The organism is Lachnoclostridium phytofermentans ISDg (assembly GCF_000018685.1).
GTDB lineage: Bacteria > Bacillota > Clostridia > Lachnospirales > Lachnospiraceae > Lachnoclostridium > Lachnoclostridium phytofermentans.
Genome location: NC_010001.1, coordinates 779,712 through 797,904 on the forward strand (window position 1 = coordinate 779,712; position 18,193 = coordinate 797,904).

General features: G+C 35.3%; 14 protein-coding genes. 10 read left to right on the forward strand and 4 right to left on the reverse strand.

The annotated features are described in order from the left end of the window. Positions 1-192: 192 nt before the first annotated feature. The 8 genes from CPHY_RS03250 to CPHY_RS03280 all read left to right on the forward strand — a co-directional run bounded on the left by CPHY_RS03250 (position 193) and on the right by CPHY_RS03280 (position 11,007). Positions 193-972 carry a polysaccharide deacetylase family protein gene (locus tag CPHY_RS03250; RefSeq protein WP_012198632.1) on the forward strand — a complete coding sequence of 260 codons (780 nt, stop codon included), beginning with the start codon at positions 193-195 and terminating at the stop codon, positions 970-972. Between the two features lie 99 nt (positions 973-1,071). Continuing rightward, on the forward strand, positions 1,072-1,245 hold the full coding sequence (locus CPHY_RS21580; RefSeq protein WP_157668646.1) for a hypothetical protein: 174 nt from the start codon (positions 1,072-1,074) through the stop codon (positions 1,243-1,245). Between the two features lie 91 nt (positions 1,246-1,336). After that, positions 1,337-1,531, forward strand: a complete 195-nt coding sequence (locus tag CPHY_RS03255; RefSeq protein WP_049762283.1) for a CDIF630_02480 family spore surface protein — start codon at positions 1,337-1,339, stop codon at positions 1,529-1,531. A gap of 16 nt (positions 1,532-1,547) precedes the next feature. After that, the gene (gene nifJ, locus CPHY_RS03260) at positions 1,548-5,084 is read left to right on the forward strand and encodes a pyruvate:ferredoxin (flavodoxin) oxidoreductase (protein WP_012198634.1); all 3,537 of its coding nucleotides are present in this window, start codon (positions 1,548-1,550) and stop codon (positions 5,082-5,084) included. 295 nt (positions 5,085-5,379) lie between these two features. Further along, positions 5,380-6,981, forward strand: coding sequence for a methyl-accepting chemotaxis protein (locus tag CPHY_RS03265; RefSeq protein WP_012198635.1), 1,602 nt, complete (start codon positions 5,380-5,382; stop codon positions 6,979-6,981). A gap of 362 nt (positions 6,982-7,343) precedes the next feature. Continuing rightward, complete coding sequence (locus tag CPHY_RS03270) at positions 7,344-8,054, forward strand: methyl-accepting chemotaxis protein (RefSeq protein ID WP_012198636.1); 711 nt, start codon at positions 7,344-7,346, stop codon at positions 8,052-8,054. A 58-nt stretch (positions 8,055-8,112) separates the two neighbouring features. Continuing rightward, on the forward strand, positions 8,113-8,937 hold the full coding sequence (locus CPHY_RS03275; protein ID WP_012198637.1) for a purine-nucleoside phosphorylase: 825 nt from the start codon (positions 8,113-8,115) through the stop codon (positions 8,935-8,937). Between the two features lie 249 nt (positions 8,938-9,186). Beyond that, a complete protein-coding gene (locus tag CPHY_RS03280; protein ID WP_012198638.1) occupies positions 9,187-11,007 on the forward strand; it encodes a glycoside hydrolase family 20 zincin-like fold domain-containing protein in 1,821 nt (606 codons plus the stop codon). Positions 11,008-11,370: 363 nt separating this feature from the next. Here the strand turns inward: CPHY_RS03280 and CPHY_RS03285 are convergent, their stop codons facing one another. Then, positions 11,371-12,546, reverse strand: a complete 1,176-nt coding sequence (locus CPHY_RS03285) for an ISL3 family transposase (protein ID WP_012198596.1) — start codon at positions 12,544-12,546, stop codon at positions 11,371-11,373. A 135-nt stretch (positions 12,547-12,681) separates the two neighbouring features. Next, the gene (locus CPHY_RS03290; protein WP_012198639.1) at positions 12,682-15,000 is read right to left on the reverse strand and encodes a YhgE/Pip domain-containing protein; all 2,319 of its coding nucleotides are present in this window, start codon (positions 14,998-15,000) and stop codon (positions 12,682-12,684) included. A 255-nt stretch (positions 15,001-15,255) separates the two neighbouring features. Here CPHY_RS03290 and CPHY_RS03295 point away from each other — a divergent pair, with 255 nt between their 5' ends. Continuing rightward, positions 15,256-15,483 carry a hypothetical protein gene (locus CPHY_RS03295; protein WP_041703142.1) on the forward strand — a complete coding sequence of 76 codons (228 nt, stop codon included), beginning with the start codon at positions 15,256-15,258 and terminating at the stop codon, positions 15,481-15,483. Here the strand turns inward: CPHY_RS03295 and CPHY_RS03300 are convergent. Beyond that, positions 15,478-16,047 (reverse strand): TetR/AcrR family transcriptional regulator C-terminal domain-containing protein, encoded by a 570-nt coding sequence (locus CPHY_RS03300; protein ID WP_012198640.1) that lies wholly within the window; start codon positions 16,045-16,047, stop codon positions 15,478-15,480. The genes CPHY_RS03295 and CPHY_RS03300 overlap by 6 nt on opposite strands. Positions 16,048-16,350: 303 nt before the next feature. Here CPHY_RS03300 and CPHY_RS22595 point away from each other — a divergent pair, with 303 nt between their 5' ends. Next, entirely contained in the window at positions 16,351-16,548 is a 198-nt protein-coding gene (locus CPHY_RS22595) for a DUF1307 domain-containing protein (protein ID WP_081428487.1), read from the forward strand. Between the two features lie 318 nt (positions 16,549-16,866). Here CPHY_RS22595 and CPHY_RS03310 read toward each other — a convergent pair whose 3' ends face one another. Next, the gene (locus CPHY_RS03310; protein ID WP_012198642.1) at positions 16,867-17,952 is read right to left on the reverse strand and encodes a VanZ family protein; all 1,086 of its coding nucleotides are present in this window, start codon (positions 17,950-17,952) and stop codon (positions 16,867-16,869) included. Positions 17,953-18,193: the final 241 nt, after the last annotated feature.

The window sequence follows — 18,193 nt, forward strand, 5'->3', positions numbered from 1 at the left end:
CATGCAAAAACCTTGAAGGGATTGTATTTACGGGAATAAAGAACTAAAAAAGAAGGAATCCAATCAAGAGTCTTGATAGGGATTCCTTCTTTTTATGGAGAATATAGAATGGAAAAGTTTTAATAATCTTATCATAACCGTCTTTTTTCTCAATATAAATATACTAATACATATTATAGTTGAGGTAGTACTATGCAATTTGAGATTGATAAAGACAAATTGGAGAAATGGTGTAAAACTGGAATTTTAGTACTTTCCATCATCTTAGTTATAGCGGTAGGAGTTTATTTTGTTCCAAAGATTATTGCGAAAGCAGCAGGAGAGAAACGAGAACTACCGATTTATTGTGTACAGACAGAGAAAAAACAAGTTGCATTATCCTTTGATGCAGCCTGGGGGAATGAAGATACTGCACGGATACTAGAAATATTAAAGAAACAAAATGTTAATGTCACATTTTTTATGACCGGTGGCTGGGTTGAAAAATACCCTGATGATGTAAAAGCAATAGCGGCAGCCGGTCATGATTTGGGAAACCATAGTGAAAACCATAAGCAGATGTCAAAGCTTTCAAAAGAGCAGTCGGTAAAGGAAATAATGTCACCGCATGATAAGGTTAAAGCACTTACTGGTAAGGATATGCAACTTTTTAGACCACCTTTCGGTGACTATAATAATACCTTGATTCAAGCAACAAAAGAATGTGGGTATTACTGTATTCAATGGGATGTGGATTCCCTAGATTGGAAAGACTACGGAAAAGATAGCATTCTTAAACAAGTCTTAAATAATAAACATCTAGGAAATGGTTCCATTATACTTTGCCATAATGGTGCTAAATTTACCGCAGACGCATTGGAAGAATTAATTGTAGGGTTAAAAGATAAAGGTTATGAAATCGTGCCTATTTCTAAGTTGATCTACACAGAGAATTTTGAGATGGATCATGAGGGAAGACAGGTACAGAAGTAAAAAATGTAAAAAGGTTATTTTTTATAAGGCAGATATCGTGATAGTGAGCAATCTTTGATATTGATGCCGAAGAATTAATGAAAGCAGTAGAAAAATTCAATGAATACGCAAAGAATGGTAAAGATGAAGAATCCAGTAAGTGAGGTACTAGAAAAAAAAGCTGCTGTCAAACTAATGTTGATTAGTCTGACAGCAGCTTTTTTGTATTTCGTGAGTCAGTTTTCAATTATTTTATCTAAAACCACAAATGAAGGAAACTTCATCTCTGAATAAAGTAATAGCAATGATAAAAACAGGAAACAATCTAAGTAGCATTGTGCTGCTTTTTGAATTGGAATTTTATTTAATATGAATGGAGGCTAACATGATACATCAAAATGAAGAAAAATTACAGGGAAAAGATAATAAACGTCTTAATGCCTGTGCTCCCACCAATAACGAAGGAACTGCAGCTTGGCAGAATTCAGAGGATAATTATAGAGTGGATCAGGTGAATAAACCGTCACTAGATAGCGTTATTGATGCTAAGAACTGGGTCGATAACGGAAGTAGATTATAGAAAGGAGGAATTGTAGATGTCAAAGATTGAAATGACAGTTGATGGAGGTACTGCGGCAGCTTATGCAGCCTATGCTTTTACCGATGTTGCAACAATATATCCGATTACGCCTTCTTCGGGAATGGCTGAATTATCTGATGAATGGTCAGTAAGTGGAAGAAAAAACATATTCGGTCAGGAAGTAAATGTGGTTGAAATGCAATCAGAGGCAGGAGCCGCAGGTTCATTTCATGGTTCCTTGCAGGCGGGTGCGCTGACAACTACCTTTACTGCCTCTCAGGGATTACTTTTAATGATACCGAATATGTATCGAGTAGCAGGTGAACAATTGCCCGGTGTAATTCATGTAAGTGCAAGAGCGATTGCTACCCATGCATTAAGTATTTTTGGTGATCATCAGGATGTGATGGCAACCAGGCAGACAGGTTTTGCAATGCTGGCATCCGGTTCTGTTCAAGAAGTAGCGGATCTTGCAGCAGTTGCTCATTTATCAGCCATCAAAGGAAGACTTCCCTTTGTTCATTTTTTTGACGGATTTCGTACCAGTCATGAAGTACAGAAAATAGAAACTTTAGAATACAGCGATTATATGGAATTGTTAGATATGGAGGCGGTGAAAGCATTCCGGAACAGAGCTCTTTCTCCGAATCATCCAGTAGTACGTGGTACTGCCCAAAATTCTGACATTTATTTTCAGGAAAGAGAAGCAGCAAATCCTTTCTATCAGAATATTATACCAATCGTTCAGGAGTACATGATAAAAATTGGTGAAAAAACAGGAAGAAGTTATAACCTATTTGATTATTATGGAGCTTCCGATGCAGAATACCTGATTATAGCCATGGGTTCAGTAACCCAGACCATTGAGCAAACAATTGATTATTTTAATAGTAAAGGTGAAAAATACGGATTAATTAAAGTAAGACTGTATCGTCCATTTTCAGTCGAGCATTTTATTAATTTAATACCTAATACAGTAAAGGCAATTGCTGTTCTTGACCGAACCAAGGAGCCGGGGTCTGTGGGAGAACCACTTTACTTGGATGTATGTACCAGTTTACAAGGAATGAGTAAAACACCGGTTGTAGTAGGAGGCAGATATGGGTTGGCATCTAAGGATACAACACCAAATCAGATTGCTGGTGTATATGAAAACTTGAAAAAAGAACAGCCTAAGAATTCATTTACCACAGGTATCAACGATGATGTTACCAATACATCACTTCCATCCGTAGAAGGAATCAATATGGAACAGGAAGGACTCGTTGCTTGCCAGGTATGGGGACTTGGATCGGATGGTACTGTGGGCGCCAATAAACAAGCAATTAAAATTATAGGGGAACACTCTGACTTAAACGTTCAGGCATACTTTGACTATGACTCGAAAAAATCTGGTGGACTTACGGTTTCACATTTAAGATTTGGACAAGAACCAATTAAATCAGTGTATTTGGTAACGCATGCAGATTATGTAGCATGTCATAATCAGTCCTATGTAAATAAGTATGATTTATTGGAAAGCTTAAAGCCTGGTGGAATATTTGTACTCAATACCCAGTGGAATGAAGAGGAATTGGAGATAAATCTTACAGCATCCATGAAGAGAAAACTAGCTGAAAAAAATACTCAGTTCTATACGATTAATGCAATTAAAATAGCAGAAGAAATCGGACTGGGTAACAGAATTAACATGGTTATGCAAGGTGCCTTTTTTAAACTAATCAATGTATTGCCAGAAAAAGTATATCTGGAAGAATTGAATAATGTAATTGCAAAAATGTATGGGAAAAAAGGCGAAAAAGTTGTGAAGATGAATCAGGATGCTGTTATTCAGGGTATCCAAGCGATTCATAAGGTTACAATACCGGAAAGTTGGAATGAGATAACGGAGAATGAAAAGACGGATGAGAAAGAACCTGACTTCATTCATAATATTATGAGACCGATGTCAGAATTAAAGGGTGGTGAGTTACCAGTCAGTGCTTTTACGGGTAGAGAAGATGGGACCTTTCCTTCTGGAACCACTGCATATGAAAAGCGCGGTATTGCTGTGAATGTACCGGAATGGATAGTAGAGCGTTGTATTCAGTGTAACCAATGTTCTTATATTTGCCCTCACTCAGTCATTCGACCATTCTTATTAAATGAGGAAGAATTAGCGAAAGCTCCTGATACATTTGTTACAAAAGGAGCTTCCGGAAAAGCATATGAAGGGCTTCAATTTAAGATCCAAATAAGTCCAATGGATTGTACCGGATGCGGTAACTGCGCTGATGTCTGCCCAGCAAAAGGAAAGGCACTAATCATGCAGCCAATCGAAACACTAATACCACAAGAAGTTGAAAATTGGAAATTTGCTGTAGAAGAAGTCGGTTTCAAAGAAAATCTAAACTATGGTTCGACTTATAAGGATACCCAATTCAAAACTCCGTTAGTAGAATTTTCAGGTGCCTGTGCTGGTTGTGGAGAAACGCCATATATTAAGCTGGTTACACAACTTTTCGGCGAACGTATGATGATTGCAAATGCTACTGGATGTTCCTCTATATGGGCTTCCTCTGCACCAAGTACCGCATACACAATGAACAAAGAAGGCAAAGGACCTTCTTGGGCAAATTCACTTTTTGAGGATAATGCAGAATATGGATTTGGTATGTACCTTGCTGTGAAGCAAATACGAAATAAAATAGAAATGAATATGCGAAAGCTAATCGATTTAAATGTGGAAGAAAGAGTGAAAGAAGCTTTCCAAGACTGGCTACAATATAAAGAGGATGGTGAGTCATCGAAAGAAGCTAGTAAAAAAGTTTCGGATGTGTTAGAGCATTTTATATCAACAGATAATGAAACCGAACAACTGGTAAATGAGATTAAAGAAAACAAAGATTATCTTATAAAACGATCTATATGGATAGTAGGTGGTGATGGATGGGCTTATGATATCGGATACGGCGGCCTTGATCATGTTATGTCCTCCGGAGAAGATATCAATGTACTGATATTTGATACTGAAGTATATTCCAATACGGGCGGTCAGTCATCAAAATCTACTCCGGCAGGTGCAATTGCTAAATTTGCCACATCCGGCAAGAAACAAGGTAAGAAGGATCTGGGAAGAATGATGATGACCTATGGTAATGTATATGTTGCTCAGGTTGGTATTCATGCAGATAATGCTCAGCTTACCAAGACACTAAAAGAAGCGGAAAGCTATCCAGGACCGTCACTTGTTATCGCGTACTCACCATGTATCAGTCATGGTATTAAAGAGGGTATGGGGCGTAGTATGGAAAATATTAAAAAAGCAGTGAAATCAGGATATTGGCACCTGTATCGTTATAACCCATCCCTAAGAGAGGAAGGGAAGAATCCTTTTATATTAGATTCTAAGGAGCCTACAGAAAGCTTCCGAGATTTTATTATGGGGCAGGTTCGTTTCAGTGCACTGGAAAAAGCATATCCAGAGCAGGCAGAAGAACTCTTTACGAGAACAGAAAATCAAGCCAAAGAGCGATATGAGATATATAAGCAGATGGCATCGGAACACCGCTAAAAGTCATGTCAGAATAAGGATAAAATAAGAATTTGGAACTCTCGTTTATTAATTTTGAAAGCAGATTGCAATATGAGTCTGCTTTCTTTTTAGTCACATTTGGGAAAATAAGAAAATACTACAAAAAATAAGAAAATACTACAAATTTTAGTATATGAAAAAAATATTCTATTGTATACTATTAACGGCCTGAATAACATATCTAACAGATATAAATATCTCCTAACTTCGCAGTGCGAAAATAGACGTCGCACCTTGAAAAGGAGTGTAAAAAATTGACTTGGAGGAATGCTCAATGAACATAAGAAATACTTTAAGAACTATCGTTGTCTTATTGTTAGTCTTTTCTGTGACAAGCACAGTTGTGGTATTTTACCAGATTGACAAAATGCAGCTTGATGGAACTGTTATCAATTCATCTGGCGTCGTGCGGGGTGCAACCCAGAGGTTAATTAAGCTGGAAATGGCTAAAAAGCCTGATGACGGACTTATAAATAAATTGGACGGAATTATAAACGGTCTGATAGAAGGTGACACTGGTTTGGGCTTGCCAAAAGCCACTGATGCGGCCTTTATCGACCAAATGAACAAAGTTAAAAACGAATGGCAGTCATTAAAGGCTTCCATTGAAGTTGCCAGAAAAACCGGAAATTTTGATTCTTTAGTAACTGAAAGCGAAAATTATTTTGCATCCACCAATGCAGCGGTAACAGCTGCCGAAGCGTTTGCATCCGGAAAAGTTGTAAGCTTAAAATACATACAAACAACTTTGATGATAATGAATATATCTCTCTTTGTTGCTATTTGGTTTATAAGCTCAATAAGGATTTCAAATCCGCTTAAAAAGCTTATAAAGATTATAGAAGATTTAAATGTATCGGAAAAAATTCCTGAGAAGTTCTTAAATCGTAAAGATGAGATAGGAGAGCTTTCACAGGCCTTTGGAAAAGTAATCAATGACATAAAAGCTTTAATTGAAGGTATAGCTGTAACTTCGGACAAACTTACCGAATCTTCATTTGTTCTAAGCGGTATAAGCGATGAAACATCAGATTCTTTTATGGAGATTGCCAAAGCTATTGAAGGTATAGCCGGAGGGGCCTCTGACCAGGCTTTGGAAACACAAAAAGGTGTCAGTGAAATGGAAAGCCTTGGAATATTGGTAAATGAGGATCAAAACAAGGTTGAGGAGCTAAGGTTAGTTGCTGACCGTGTCAACGAGCTGAAAAATGAAGGTACTGCAATTTTAGGCGACCTGATTGAAAAAACGGTACAAAACGGAAAAGCTGCTAAAGAGGTTCGGACTACTATAATAGAGACCAATGAAAGTGCTAAGGATATTGTCAATGCAAGCCAGATGATCAAACAAATATCAAACCAGACGAACCTTCTAGCGTTGAATGCAGCCATAGAAGCGGCAAGAGCAGGAGAACACGGAAAGGGCTTTGCAGTTGTAGCAGATGAGATAAGACAACTGGCAGAGAACTCAAACAAATTTACTTCAGAAATTGAAAAAATAACTAATATGCTTACACTCAAAACTGATGAGGCTGTAAAGAAGATAGAAGAAATGGATATGGTTGTAAAAATACAATCAGAGAGCGTATCTTCCACTGAAGCCAAATTTTCAGGAATAGCTTATGCTATTGATGATATTAAAAAATATATAGACAGCATAAGCCAGTCAACCGATGAAATAGCAAATAAGAATATAGTGATTATTGATATGATTCAAAGCTTATCAGCTATTGCAGAGGATAGCGCCGCAAACACACAGGAAATGTCGGCATCGGTAGAGGAACAGGCTGCAGCAATGGACCAGATTGCTGAAGCCAGTAAAGTATTATCCCAATTGGCTGAAAAGTTAAATGGGAGCATGAAACAATTTAAAAAGTAAGCATTACGGCTCAGAGTTCTGACAACCGTCTTAAAACTGAAGGCTTTTGAAGGCAGATATCACATAATAGTGAGTCTGCTTTCTTTTTAGAAAAGCTACAATATGTAAAATTTTCCGTTTATGCTATCATAGTAGATGTTTTCCTGATGGTGACAAATAAGCTTGCGAACTGAGATAAGCCTGATTATTCCAAGCTTTGTTACCACAAAAAAATGTCTTTAGAAAAATATTAAAAGTTGTTTAAATATTTTAATTAAACAAAATATATGGTCATACATTCTAAATTATGATAAACTAACTATCTAGTATTCTTTCATTTATTCTATGTTTTTGTAATTCTTGTGATATCATAAAATAGTGTAGTGGAAATAGAAAGTGTTTCGAAGGAAACCAAAGATTTTATTCAAAGTGGTCTCGTTATTGTGGATGATTTGACGAAACAGTCTAGTGCAACTAGTAAAATTACAGAAAATGTAGTGAATAACATTCAGGATTTGGGGATAAAATCTAAGTCTATTGAGAAAATTATTGATGTAATAAATGAAATAGCAGCCCAAACCAATTTATTATCCTTAAATGCATCGATTGAAGCGGCGAGAGCGGGAGAAGCAGGAAGAGGATTTGCAGTTGTTGCAGATGAAATAAGGAAACTGGCAGAAGGCTCCGTAGTTGCAGCTGATAATATTAAGAAAGTAATAGAAGAAATCAGAATTCAAACCATTGATACAGCAAATTCTGCAAATGAAGCAAAAGAAATTGTAAACACTCAGTCTTCCATTGTGAATCAAACAATAGAAACATTTCATCATATGAATGGAGGAACGGAGCGACTTCTTGCCAATTTGGATCAAATCAATACTAATGTACAGAATATGAATAGTGCAAGGGAAAGTACTTTAAGTGCGGTGGAAAGCATTTCAGCAATTTCAGAAGAAACATTGGCGACATCTGATACAGTGAATGAAACCTTAAGTTATCAAGAAAGCTCGGTAAAAAAATTGGAAGAAGCATCTGACATTTTATATGGCTATGCTACAAAACTAAAAGATGCAATTGATATATTCAAAATATAAACTAAGGTTTTTTAAACTCTGTTTATGTCTTGAGCGAAGCGAAAGGAATGATGGAATTATGGATAATATGTATGATAAGGTTATGGAATCGACAAAGTATATTCAAAGCAAAAATAATTTAAAACCTAAGGTAGGAGTTGTGTTAGGTTCTGGACTTGGTGATTTAATTGATGTGATTGAAGAAATAGAATATATTAGTTACGAAGACATTCCTAATTTTCCAAAATCAACGGTAATAGGCCATCAGGGAAGATTGGTATTTGGCAAGATAAATGGAGTTGATATATTAGCAATGCAAGGAAGATTTCATTATTTCGAAGGATATACTATGAAAGAGGTAGCATATCCAATCTTCGTCATGAAACAATTAGGCATCGAACAGCTTATACTGACAAATGCTTGTGGTGGAATCAATACTGACTTTCAACCAGGAACCTTAATGATTATAAACGATTTTATTAATCTAGTATCAGATAATCCACTTATTGGGGTAAATGATGAGAGGTTTGGGACAAGATTTCCAGATATGTCGGAACCTTATAAATTAGACTTAATAGATAAGGCAAAGAACATTGCAAATGAGATGGGAATCGAATATAAGGAAGGTGTCTATGCAGGATTTATGGGACCTTATTACGAAACAGCAGCAGAAATAAGAATGATAAAAAATCATGGTGCAGATGCTGTTGGTATGTCAACGGTTCCTGAGACCATCGCTGCAAATTATCTGGGTATTGATGTACTGGGCATATCTTGTATAACAAATATGGCTACTGGAATACAGAAGCACAAGCACTCTCATGAGAGGGTTGTTGAAACAGCTCAAAAAGCATCTGTAAATTTGAGTAAATGGGTTGCAAAAATTATCGAAAACATGAATTAATAGAATTAAGTTTGAAGGCAGTTCACAATAGTGAGTCTGCCTTCTTTTTTAAAATGCACCGGGGAATTGTAGAATTTTGAGCACTTTCGGATGCGAATACGGATTGGCATATTGACAATTATTGGGGCAAAGACTATCCTAGAAGAGATTATATTTGCCATGGAGGCGATAAGAATAATATATAGAAAAAATCAGAAAAGAATTTGACTTTTTAATGCGCTAAAATATTACGCAGGAACGGAGAAAATTATGTATATTTTACCGGTACCCCAGCAATGGGAAGAAAAAGAAGGCTTATTTTTATTGGATTACCATTGTAGTGTTATAGTCGACGCTACAGTTACGGAACATATTTATGATTATACAAAACTTTTGCAAAAGGATTTGAAAAAACAATTGGGCTATGCTCCTGCTATTACTAGAGGGGAGAGTTCTACAGGTGATATCCTACTGGTACATAACACCTCGCTCTTAGAAGAAGAATATCATTTGAATATCTGCACGGAAGGCATACATCTGGTGTTCGGAAGTGAGAAGGGACTTTTATATGGCATACAGACTCTGCGCCAGATGGTTTCCCAGGTAGGGGCTCTGCTCCCGTGCTGTGAAATCAAGGATTATCCAGCCATATCCAACCGGGGATATTATTTCGATGTTACCAGAGGGCGTATTCCAACCATGGAAAGCCTTAAGGCTCTGGCAGACAAATTAAGCTATTACAAAATGAACCAGTTGCAATTGTATATTGAACATAGCTACCTTTTCAAGAATCAAAGTGAGGTCTGGAGGGACGACACACCTTTGACAGCTCAGGATATAATGGAGTTGGATGCGTACTGCAGACGTCTGAATATTGAGCTAGTGCCTTCCGTGTCCACTTTTGGGCATCTTTATAAGGTATTGAATACGAAAACCTATGGAGTCTACTGTGAAGCTCCCGAACTGGCAAAAGAAGAATTTTCTTTTAATGACCGGATGCATCATCACACCTTAGATGTATCCAATAAAGGAAGTATTGAATTTGCAAAGAAGCAAATAGAGGAGTTTCTGCCTTTATTTACATCAGAACATTTTAATATATGCGCAGATGAAACCTTTGACCTTGGTAAGGGAAAGAGTAGGGAACTAGCTGAAAATAAAGGAATTCATAGACTGTATCTGGACTTTGTAAAAGAACTTTGCGAATTTGTAATAGAAAAAGGGAAACGTCCTATGTTCTGGGGGGATGTTATTGCAGGATTTCCGGAAACTATCCGTGAATTGCCTAAAGATGTTATCTGTCTGAACTGGGGATATGCGGCGGAGCAGAGAGAGAATGAAACAAAAGCCCTTTTTGATGCGGGAGCTGTACAATACGTATGCCCAGGAGTAGGAGGCTGGAATCAGTTTATTAACCTGATAGAAAGCTCCTATCATAATATAACAAGAATGTGTTCCTATGCCCATAAATATCAGGCGCTAGGAGTCCTGAATACGGATTGGGGTGATTTTGGACATATCAATCATCCAGAATTTTCAACAACGGGGCTTATATACGGAGCTGCTTTTTCCTGGAACAGGAATCAATTGGGATTCTCTGATATCAACAGGCAAATATCCTGCATTGAGTATGGGGACAGCAGCGAGAGGTTTGTGGATAGAATTGCCAGAGTTGCCACTACATCCGTATTTAATTGGTGGCATATTGTGATGTACAAAGAATATGGGAATACAAACTTTGCCACAGAGGAAACTATTGCAAGGGTTTCAGTTGCCAATGAAGTCTTACAAAAATTAAAAAGAGAACTGTATGAAGGTATTGTTTTCATGAAACCGGAGAAGAGAGACCTTATAAAGGCTTATCTGGTGGCTGTAACTGGAATAGAGCTCTTTAATAATATTGCTGCTACCATTGCTCATGAAAAATACGGAGTAAACGGGGAAGTGAAGAAAGAGCTTGCCAAAGAGCTGGAATACTGGTTCTATGATTACAAGGATATCTGGAGGACAGTCAGTAGAGAATCAGAGCTTTATCGTCTGCAGGAAGTTATTATATGGTATGGGGATTTATTAAGGGATATGGGATGTTAATACAAGTCTTAGATAATAAACATCTAGGAAATAATTCCATAATACTTTGTACTGAAATAAATTTGTTAAGTTAATTTTAAAGGCAGACTACAAGAGTGAGTCTTATTCTTATAATGCAAGCTGATGAATGGTTTAGGCAATACTCATATTAATTTTAGTAATAACTAAAAAGTTATCAGTAAACTTCTATTATACAAAAAAGCGAACCATAGGCTCGCTTTTTTTGTGGCTCTATGTCAAGTCTTGGGGTATAATTGTTATCAATCATGCTCCATTACTGGATGTAGAGCTATTTTTATATTTGGGGCCTATAACATATATTTTTGGGCATACGAAATAAACCTCGTGCCAGTCTATTGTTATTTAGTTACAAGAGTGTAAAATACGAGTACGGAAACGTTCAAAGTTTCGAATACCATAGGAAATACGTTTAAGAACTTTTATCTTATTATTAAAACCTTCTGTTGGTCCGTTTGTAATTCCATATTTAAAAGAATTTAATATTTCTTTTCCCCAGTGACGGTATGTGGCAGCACATTTTTCAAACTCTGCTATACCAGAACTTTCTGCATTGCGAATCCATTCGTAAAACTGTGTTCTCTGAAAGGAGTACTTAGTACTTTGACAAATATCATAAAACCATTCTTTCAACATATGCGCTTTTCGTAAGTCATCATTGTAATAAAGCATCAAGTCACATGCTTTTTTGTATTCGTCTTCTAGTTTATGATAGCGTGTTAAAATCAGTTTATGGCTTCGTTTATAGTATTTTCTTAAAGAAGTAGGCATTGTTTTTTGAAGTCGCTTTCTTACATTTTCAATTGCCCAGGTGACTTGACGAATAAAATGATATTTATCAATAATTACTTGTGCATTGGGGAAATAGCTATGGGCTAAATCCACATATGGCTGCCACATATCACACACAAAATATTTTACACGATATCGCTCGCTACGGTTTATATTCCGAAAATAGGCAGATAAGTGAGGTTGTGTGCGGTCAGGAAGGATATCCATAATGGAGCGCTGCTTTGGATTAACGATGATACATTGATACTTTCCAGTCTCAGCATTGCCTTTATATTCATCAATGGATATCGCGTCTTTTAAAGAAGGGCAAGTATAATGGATTGTGTCTAGAATCCTTACAATAGTAGCGGATGAAACATTGGCTTTATTAGCAACAGATTTTAGTGAAGTAGTATCTCTTAATTCATTTACTATGTATTGAGTTAAGCGAGTAGATCTTTGCTGATAACGAGCAAGGAAAGAATACTTTTCACTAAATCTTTTTCCACAAGAACATCGATAACGTCGCTTTTTTAAAACTAGGTAACAATGCTTTAGTTGAAAGGGCAAGTCCTTGATGGATTGCCAACGGTAATCATGAATTTGCTTGGTATGGCGACCACAGCAAGGACAAGTTTGTACGCTAGCCTTTGTTTCAATAAAGATTTTTACATAGGAATCCCCATGAATTATATTTTTTACTTTTACCTCTTTTAAATTTAGTAGTTTATTGATACAATAATTATGCATTTATGCAACCTCCTGGTGATTTGTTTCGAGACTGGCACTGGGAGGTTTTTTATTATTATAAAATAAAAAACGTTGGAGTAGCGAATTAATTTCACATACCCCAACATTTATTATAGAGCCTTTTTTGTATAATAGTTAAATAGATTCTGGCATGGCATCTCCAAATGGATACTCATTCTTCTCATTCTTTCTCTTCAAAATAGCGAATAATATCGTTAGTCCAATGGTTACGGCTAAAATGCCTAATAAGATGAGAGAATTGTATAGAATTAGAGAAGTATTGCCTGTGCCGCTAATTGCTTCCTTGAATAATCCTACGGAATAAGTCATTGGCATAAATGGGTATAGAACATTAAATAATTTTGGTACAGTTTCCATAGGGAAGGTACCACCGCAAGAAGTTAATTGTAATATTAAAAGTAAAATAGCCAGGAACTTTCCCATGTTACTAAAGAATAGTAACAGTAATTGAATGATTGCGATGAATACCATGGATACCAAGCAGGAGGAAATGAAATATAAAGGAATATTCTGAACATTTAATCCTAGTCCTGCCAATAACACAATACATAATAAGATAGCTTGGAGTAATCCAATGATCAAGTAAGCGAAAGTACGTTTGATAACTTGATTGGAGCGTCTAGAAAGTATCTTAAATCTGCAATCAGGGTCAAAGTAAATACCAAAGAAAATCATAAGTCCGCCAACCCATAAGGAGAGTGACATAAAATAAGGAGCAAAGGCTGTTCCATAGTTTGGTACAGGTTCATAAGCTTTGCTTTCTACAGTTACAGGATTGCCAACATACGTATCAAGTCCTTCTAGCGCTTTCAATTGTTCACTTGCACTATTGATGGAGGTCTTAACACCTTCATTTGCTGTCGTTATACCATCTTTAAGCTGACTGGCGCCATCGTCAAGCGTAGTAACGCCAGAAATAAGGGTATTCATGCCCTCACCTAAAGAGGAAGCACCATTGTTTAATTTGTCAGCGCCATTATAAAGGGATGTAGAACCTACAGCAAGCGTATCGATACCCTTTGTGAGTGAGGATAATCCGTTATTTAAGGAGGTTGCCCCAATGGTTAGTTGTGAGGTTGCTTTTGTAAATTCACCACCTGCAGAGTATAAAGTATTTAAACCTGCATTTAAATTACCAGCACCTAAAGCCAAGGAAGTGGCACCTTGTTTTGCGGAGATGAGTCCATTTTTTAATTCAGTAATACTATTCTTTAACTGTGTTAAATTTTGTGCTCCATCTGAGAGTGTATGAATACCAGAAGATAGAGAATTAACACCAGTGTTTAATGCAGAAGAAGCATTTTTTAGAGCATTTAGATTTGCAATATTCTTCTCATTGGTTAGATTTGCTACAATTTTAGTAATGGTTGGGTCACCAGTTTGTTTTGCATAGGCTGCGAGTGCCTGAGTGGTGTCTGAAATATTTCCAAGAAGTGAATCAACACCTTGTGTATAGGAGGTGATTGAATTCTGTAAGGTATCAACTCCAGTAGCAAGTGAAGAAGAGCCATTTACAATACTTGATAAACCATTTGTTGCGGTATCTAACTTCACAGCACCGCTTTCTAGCTTTTCTAGACCTTGATTTAGTGTTTCTAAACTCGTTTTTATAGTTAAGCTTCCTTCTTTTACTGTCTCAAGACCTTTTGTAAACTCAGTCCATTTACTTCCGTATGAAATAAGACCTAATTTTAAAGTAGTACTGCCAGAAACAAGTTGATTTGCCCCAGTTTTTAAAGAATTTGCGCCTTCCTTAAGAGAATTTGCACCTTCCTTTAAAGATGTCGTTGCTGTTATAAGTGTTGACATACCTTCATTTAGGGTACCAGCACCATCTTTCAAGGAGGAGGTTCCGTTTTTTAAATCCGCAGTACCATTTTGTAATTTAGTTAATCCCTCAGAAAGAGTTGTTAATTTTTCTGGAGTCTCTTTTAAATTATTGGACAATGTACTTACGATCTCCTCATTTACCGTAGAACGTACGGATGCTTCAATCTTAGCTACGGCCGTATTTAGTATCTGTGTTGCTAGGTAGTTTCTTTTTTCGTTTGATGAATAAGTAATTGTTGCTGTTTGTTTTTCAGGTTCGCTTAAAGATGCGATGTCTTCTGAAAAGTTACTTGGTATCGTAATAGTTGCATAGAATTTTTTCCCTTTTAAGCCATTCTCTGCAGCAGAAGCATCAGTAAAAATAAAATTTAGAGTTGCATCGTTCTTTAATCTATCACACATTTCTTCACCAAGGTTATGATAGTTTTCTTTAATCATTGCACCAGTATCTTCGTTAACGATTGCAACAGGAACATCTTTCAAACTGGAATAAGGATCCCAAAATGCTCCTAGATAGAAGTAACTATAAAGTAAGGGTACGATGATTACACCAATTAAAATTAAGTATGGGACATACTTCTTTTGTTTAAAAATATCTTTCATTTTAACCTCCATTCTAAAGTTTAACCCAAAAGTATATGGGACAAACTTTAAATTAAATTCTGTTTATTCACCCTAATTATCATCTCGCTAGTCAGTATATTGCGAGTGTTTAATTTTGTAATCATACAGATTTCTTAAAATGTCGTAATTTTTTACACCGCTATTAAAATGTCTAAATTTAAGACAAATTTGAGGTTATGACTATTGGATTACCAATACACAATTTATATAATCTTAATAAGGGAGGGGAATAGGATGCAAAAGAAATATCAATTGATAATGTTAGACATTGTCGTTCCGATTATTTTACGTAACCGCAAACATTCTCCGGATCGATGTGTTAGAAATTTGATGGAATTTGGAGAAAAAATTAGTCCTCATAAACATGCTCAAAAAGAGGTGATTTATGAGGGCTTAATGAAGTTATGCAAAGGGGAAGAACAGCAACCGATACTAGACTATTTTTTTAATATCTATTTATGAATGTTCTGCCATATACCTTTTTGCAGCATAGGCTTTGCACGCATTAACAAGCGAAACTATGATATCCTTCATTTCTTCTGGTGATTTCGGTATCTCGTCATTGATCCAGGAAATAATACTTCCAACTTCTCCGTTAGCAAAAAATTTTGCTAAAAACAATTTATCACTTTCGCTGATTTGTTTGTATTCATCCATTTGTTCAATGATGGTATAAAACATTTCTGTAGAAATTTGAAATAAATAATCATGAAACTCATCATGGAAGGAGTGTTTTATCGCATTTTTGTAAAAGCTCTTTTGCTCTTTTAAGATGCAAAATAAATGATATAAGTTGTCTGACCATGTATCTAGAGACAAATCTTTTGTTAATACAACGATAACTTCATTACAAAAAATCCAATGAAGTAACTCGTATTTATCTTGAAAATGATAATAAAACGTTTGGCGGTTTAGTCCGCAAGCTTTTGTTATATCTGAAATCCTTACTTTATCAAAGGTCTTTTCCTTCATTACTTGTTTTAATCCATTAGAAATAGCTTGCTTGGTGATTAGTGATTCGGACATAAGTAGAACTCCCTTTTAGCAGTATTATTCGGTAACACCAAAACTATATTTTGCATTATAATTATATTATTATCAGAGCATATTATATCATGAATAATTTCGTTGTAAATAAGACAATAAGTTATAGATGAAAAATGTCCATCTGAAAAATCTTCCCGCTTCCTTTTATAATTTAAAAGTATGGTCTATATATGTATGTACAAGTTATGATTTGCTAGATTGAAATTTATTACATTATGTGGTAAATTGAAAGGAATATAAATGCCAAAGTGAAGGTCATGCAAAGACAAACATGAATGGGGAATCAAAGGTGTAGAGGAGAAGATAGAATATACGGAAGATTCTGCGATTGAAACAGTGTCAGTGGATTATTCGATAGCCAAAACAGAAGAGATTGCCAAGCTGATTGGATCTCAATTCGAAGGGAATATAAGCGGAAAAATTAGCATGAAAAAGAGTATTGAATTGCTTGAAAAATCAGGATTCGAAAAGGTAGAGTAGTATTTCTGTACAGGCATAAAAAACAGTAGATTATTTAATAAGTTGAACTATTATATTAGACTCAATAGACTCTCCCTACCTGAAAAAGTGCTTAGGTAAGGAGAGTCTATTTTTTATTCCTTTTTGCTTACTACTGTAAACCTTGAATGCTAAAGCTGTTTGCCTATAGAAGTGGCAATTAATGAAAGGATTGCTGAGTCTGAGGTGCTTTTTTATCTAAGACGATAGTAGCTATTTGTTTCTTGTTGATTTTTCAGTGCATTTAAAATAGTTGGACCAGCGCTTAATGCTGTGAATACATACAACATAACAAGATTTCTATTTTCTCGATATTACTAAACGAGTTTTACTAATTTTTTCATAAAAGAATCTGCTTTTCTTTAAAACACAGAGGAATATATGGATTGCAATTAATATATTCAAAACGAATTGAATCATAAATATAATAACTCCACCATATCCGATATCTGTGCCGTTGTATTGCCCATATATAATATACAGATATTTGTTACTACCAAATATTATAAAATATAGAATACCATATCTTACTAGCACTTCTTTAAACCTTAATTTATCTTGTTGCCCTTTTACGCTAACTGATGTCAGCCATTTTCCAATAGTTCTACCGTTAGTAAAGTAAACAATTAATATAAAGTATACAAAATAGATAACTGCATCTAATAAAATATTGTCATTTCCATTTGGTATCAATCCAACAATAAAAATATCAATTAAAAAAGCTAACAGCCGTCTGAAATAGCCAACTCTTAGTTCTTCAGGATTTACTTTATCTAACTCATTCATATTAGGAAGAAAGAAAGTAAACGCTGGGGCGATGATATATCCTAAATAACCACCAAATGTATTTAAGAACAAGTCATCTACATCAAAAATTCTATAAGGCGCATTATATATTCCATATAATGCTGTGAGCTGTGTTATCTCAAAAAATAATGAAACTAAAAAAGTAATAACCAGAGTTTGTTTTATATTCTTCTTAAAGTAGTATCTTAAGTAAATTCCAAGAGGCGTAAGTAAAATTGCATTAAATGCCACTTGCAAAAAAGCTCTTTCTGTTAAAAGATATTTATAAGTGGAAGGTGCTTTAATATTTACACCGGTTTCCTTTATAATATTAGAAACAAATTTAAATGGTATTAAGTTAAAATACTTAGTATCCGGAGACTGCAAACTTTTAACATCTCTTACATGAGGTAAAGGTAAAATAACCAGGTAATAAGCTACTAATAGATACAATAGAAATGAATATAAAATAAATGTGCGAAACTTGTTAATATATCCATGCTTTTTATATTGAAAAATTGCAAAAGGAAATGTGAATAAAAAGGCAAGGAATGGAAATGTAAGTATTGCAATTTTTATGGGGAATAAGTATTCTTGCATAAAACCTCCAACTTAGATATTATCTTTTTACCGTATAAAGATAACATCTTAATCTTATTTCAATTTTAATAAATCCTACTGATTGAATCTTTAATAGCATATCCGTTCATCCAGATAATAATTTGCATATACAAAAAAATCTTATAAAATTAAGCTATCTTGTACCATAACATCAGTAGAGTATTCCAAGGCCATAGTTTACCATAATATATATTGCAAAATCAAGAATAGCAAGATAAGA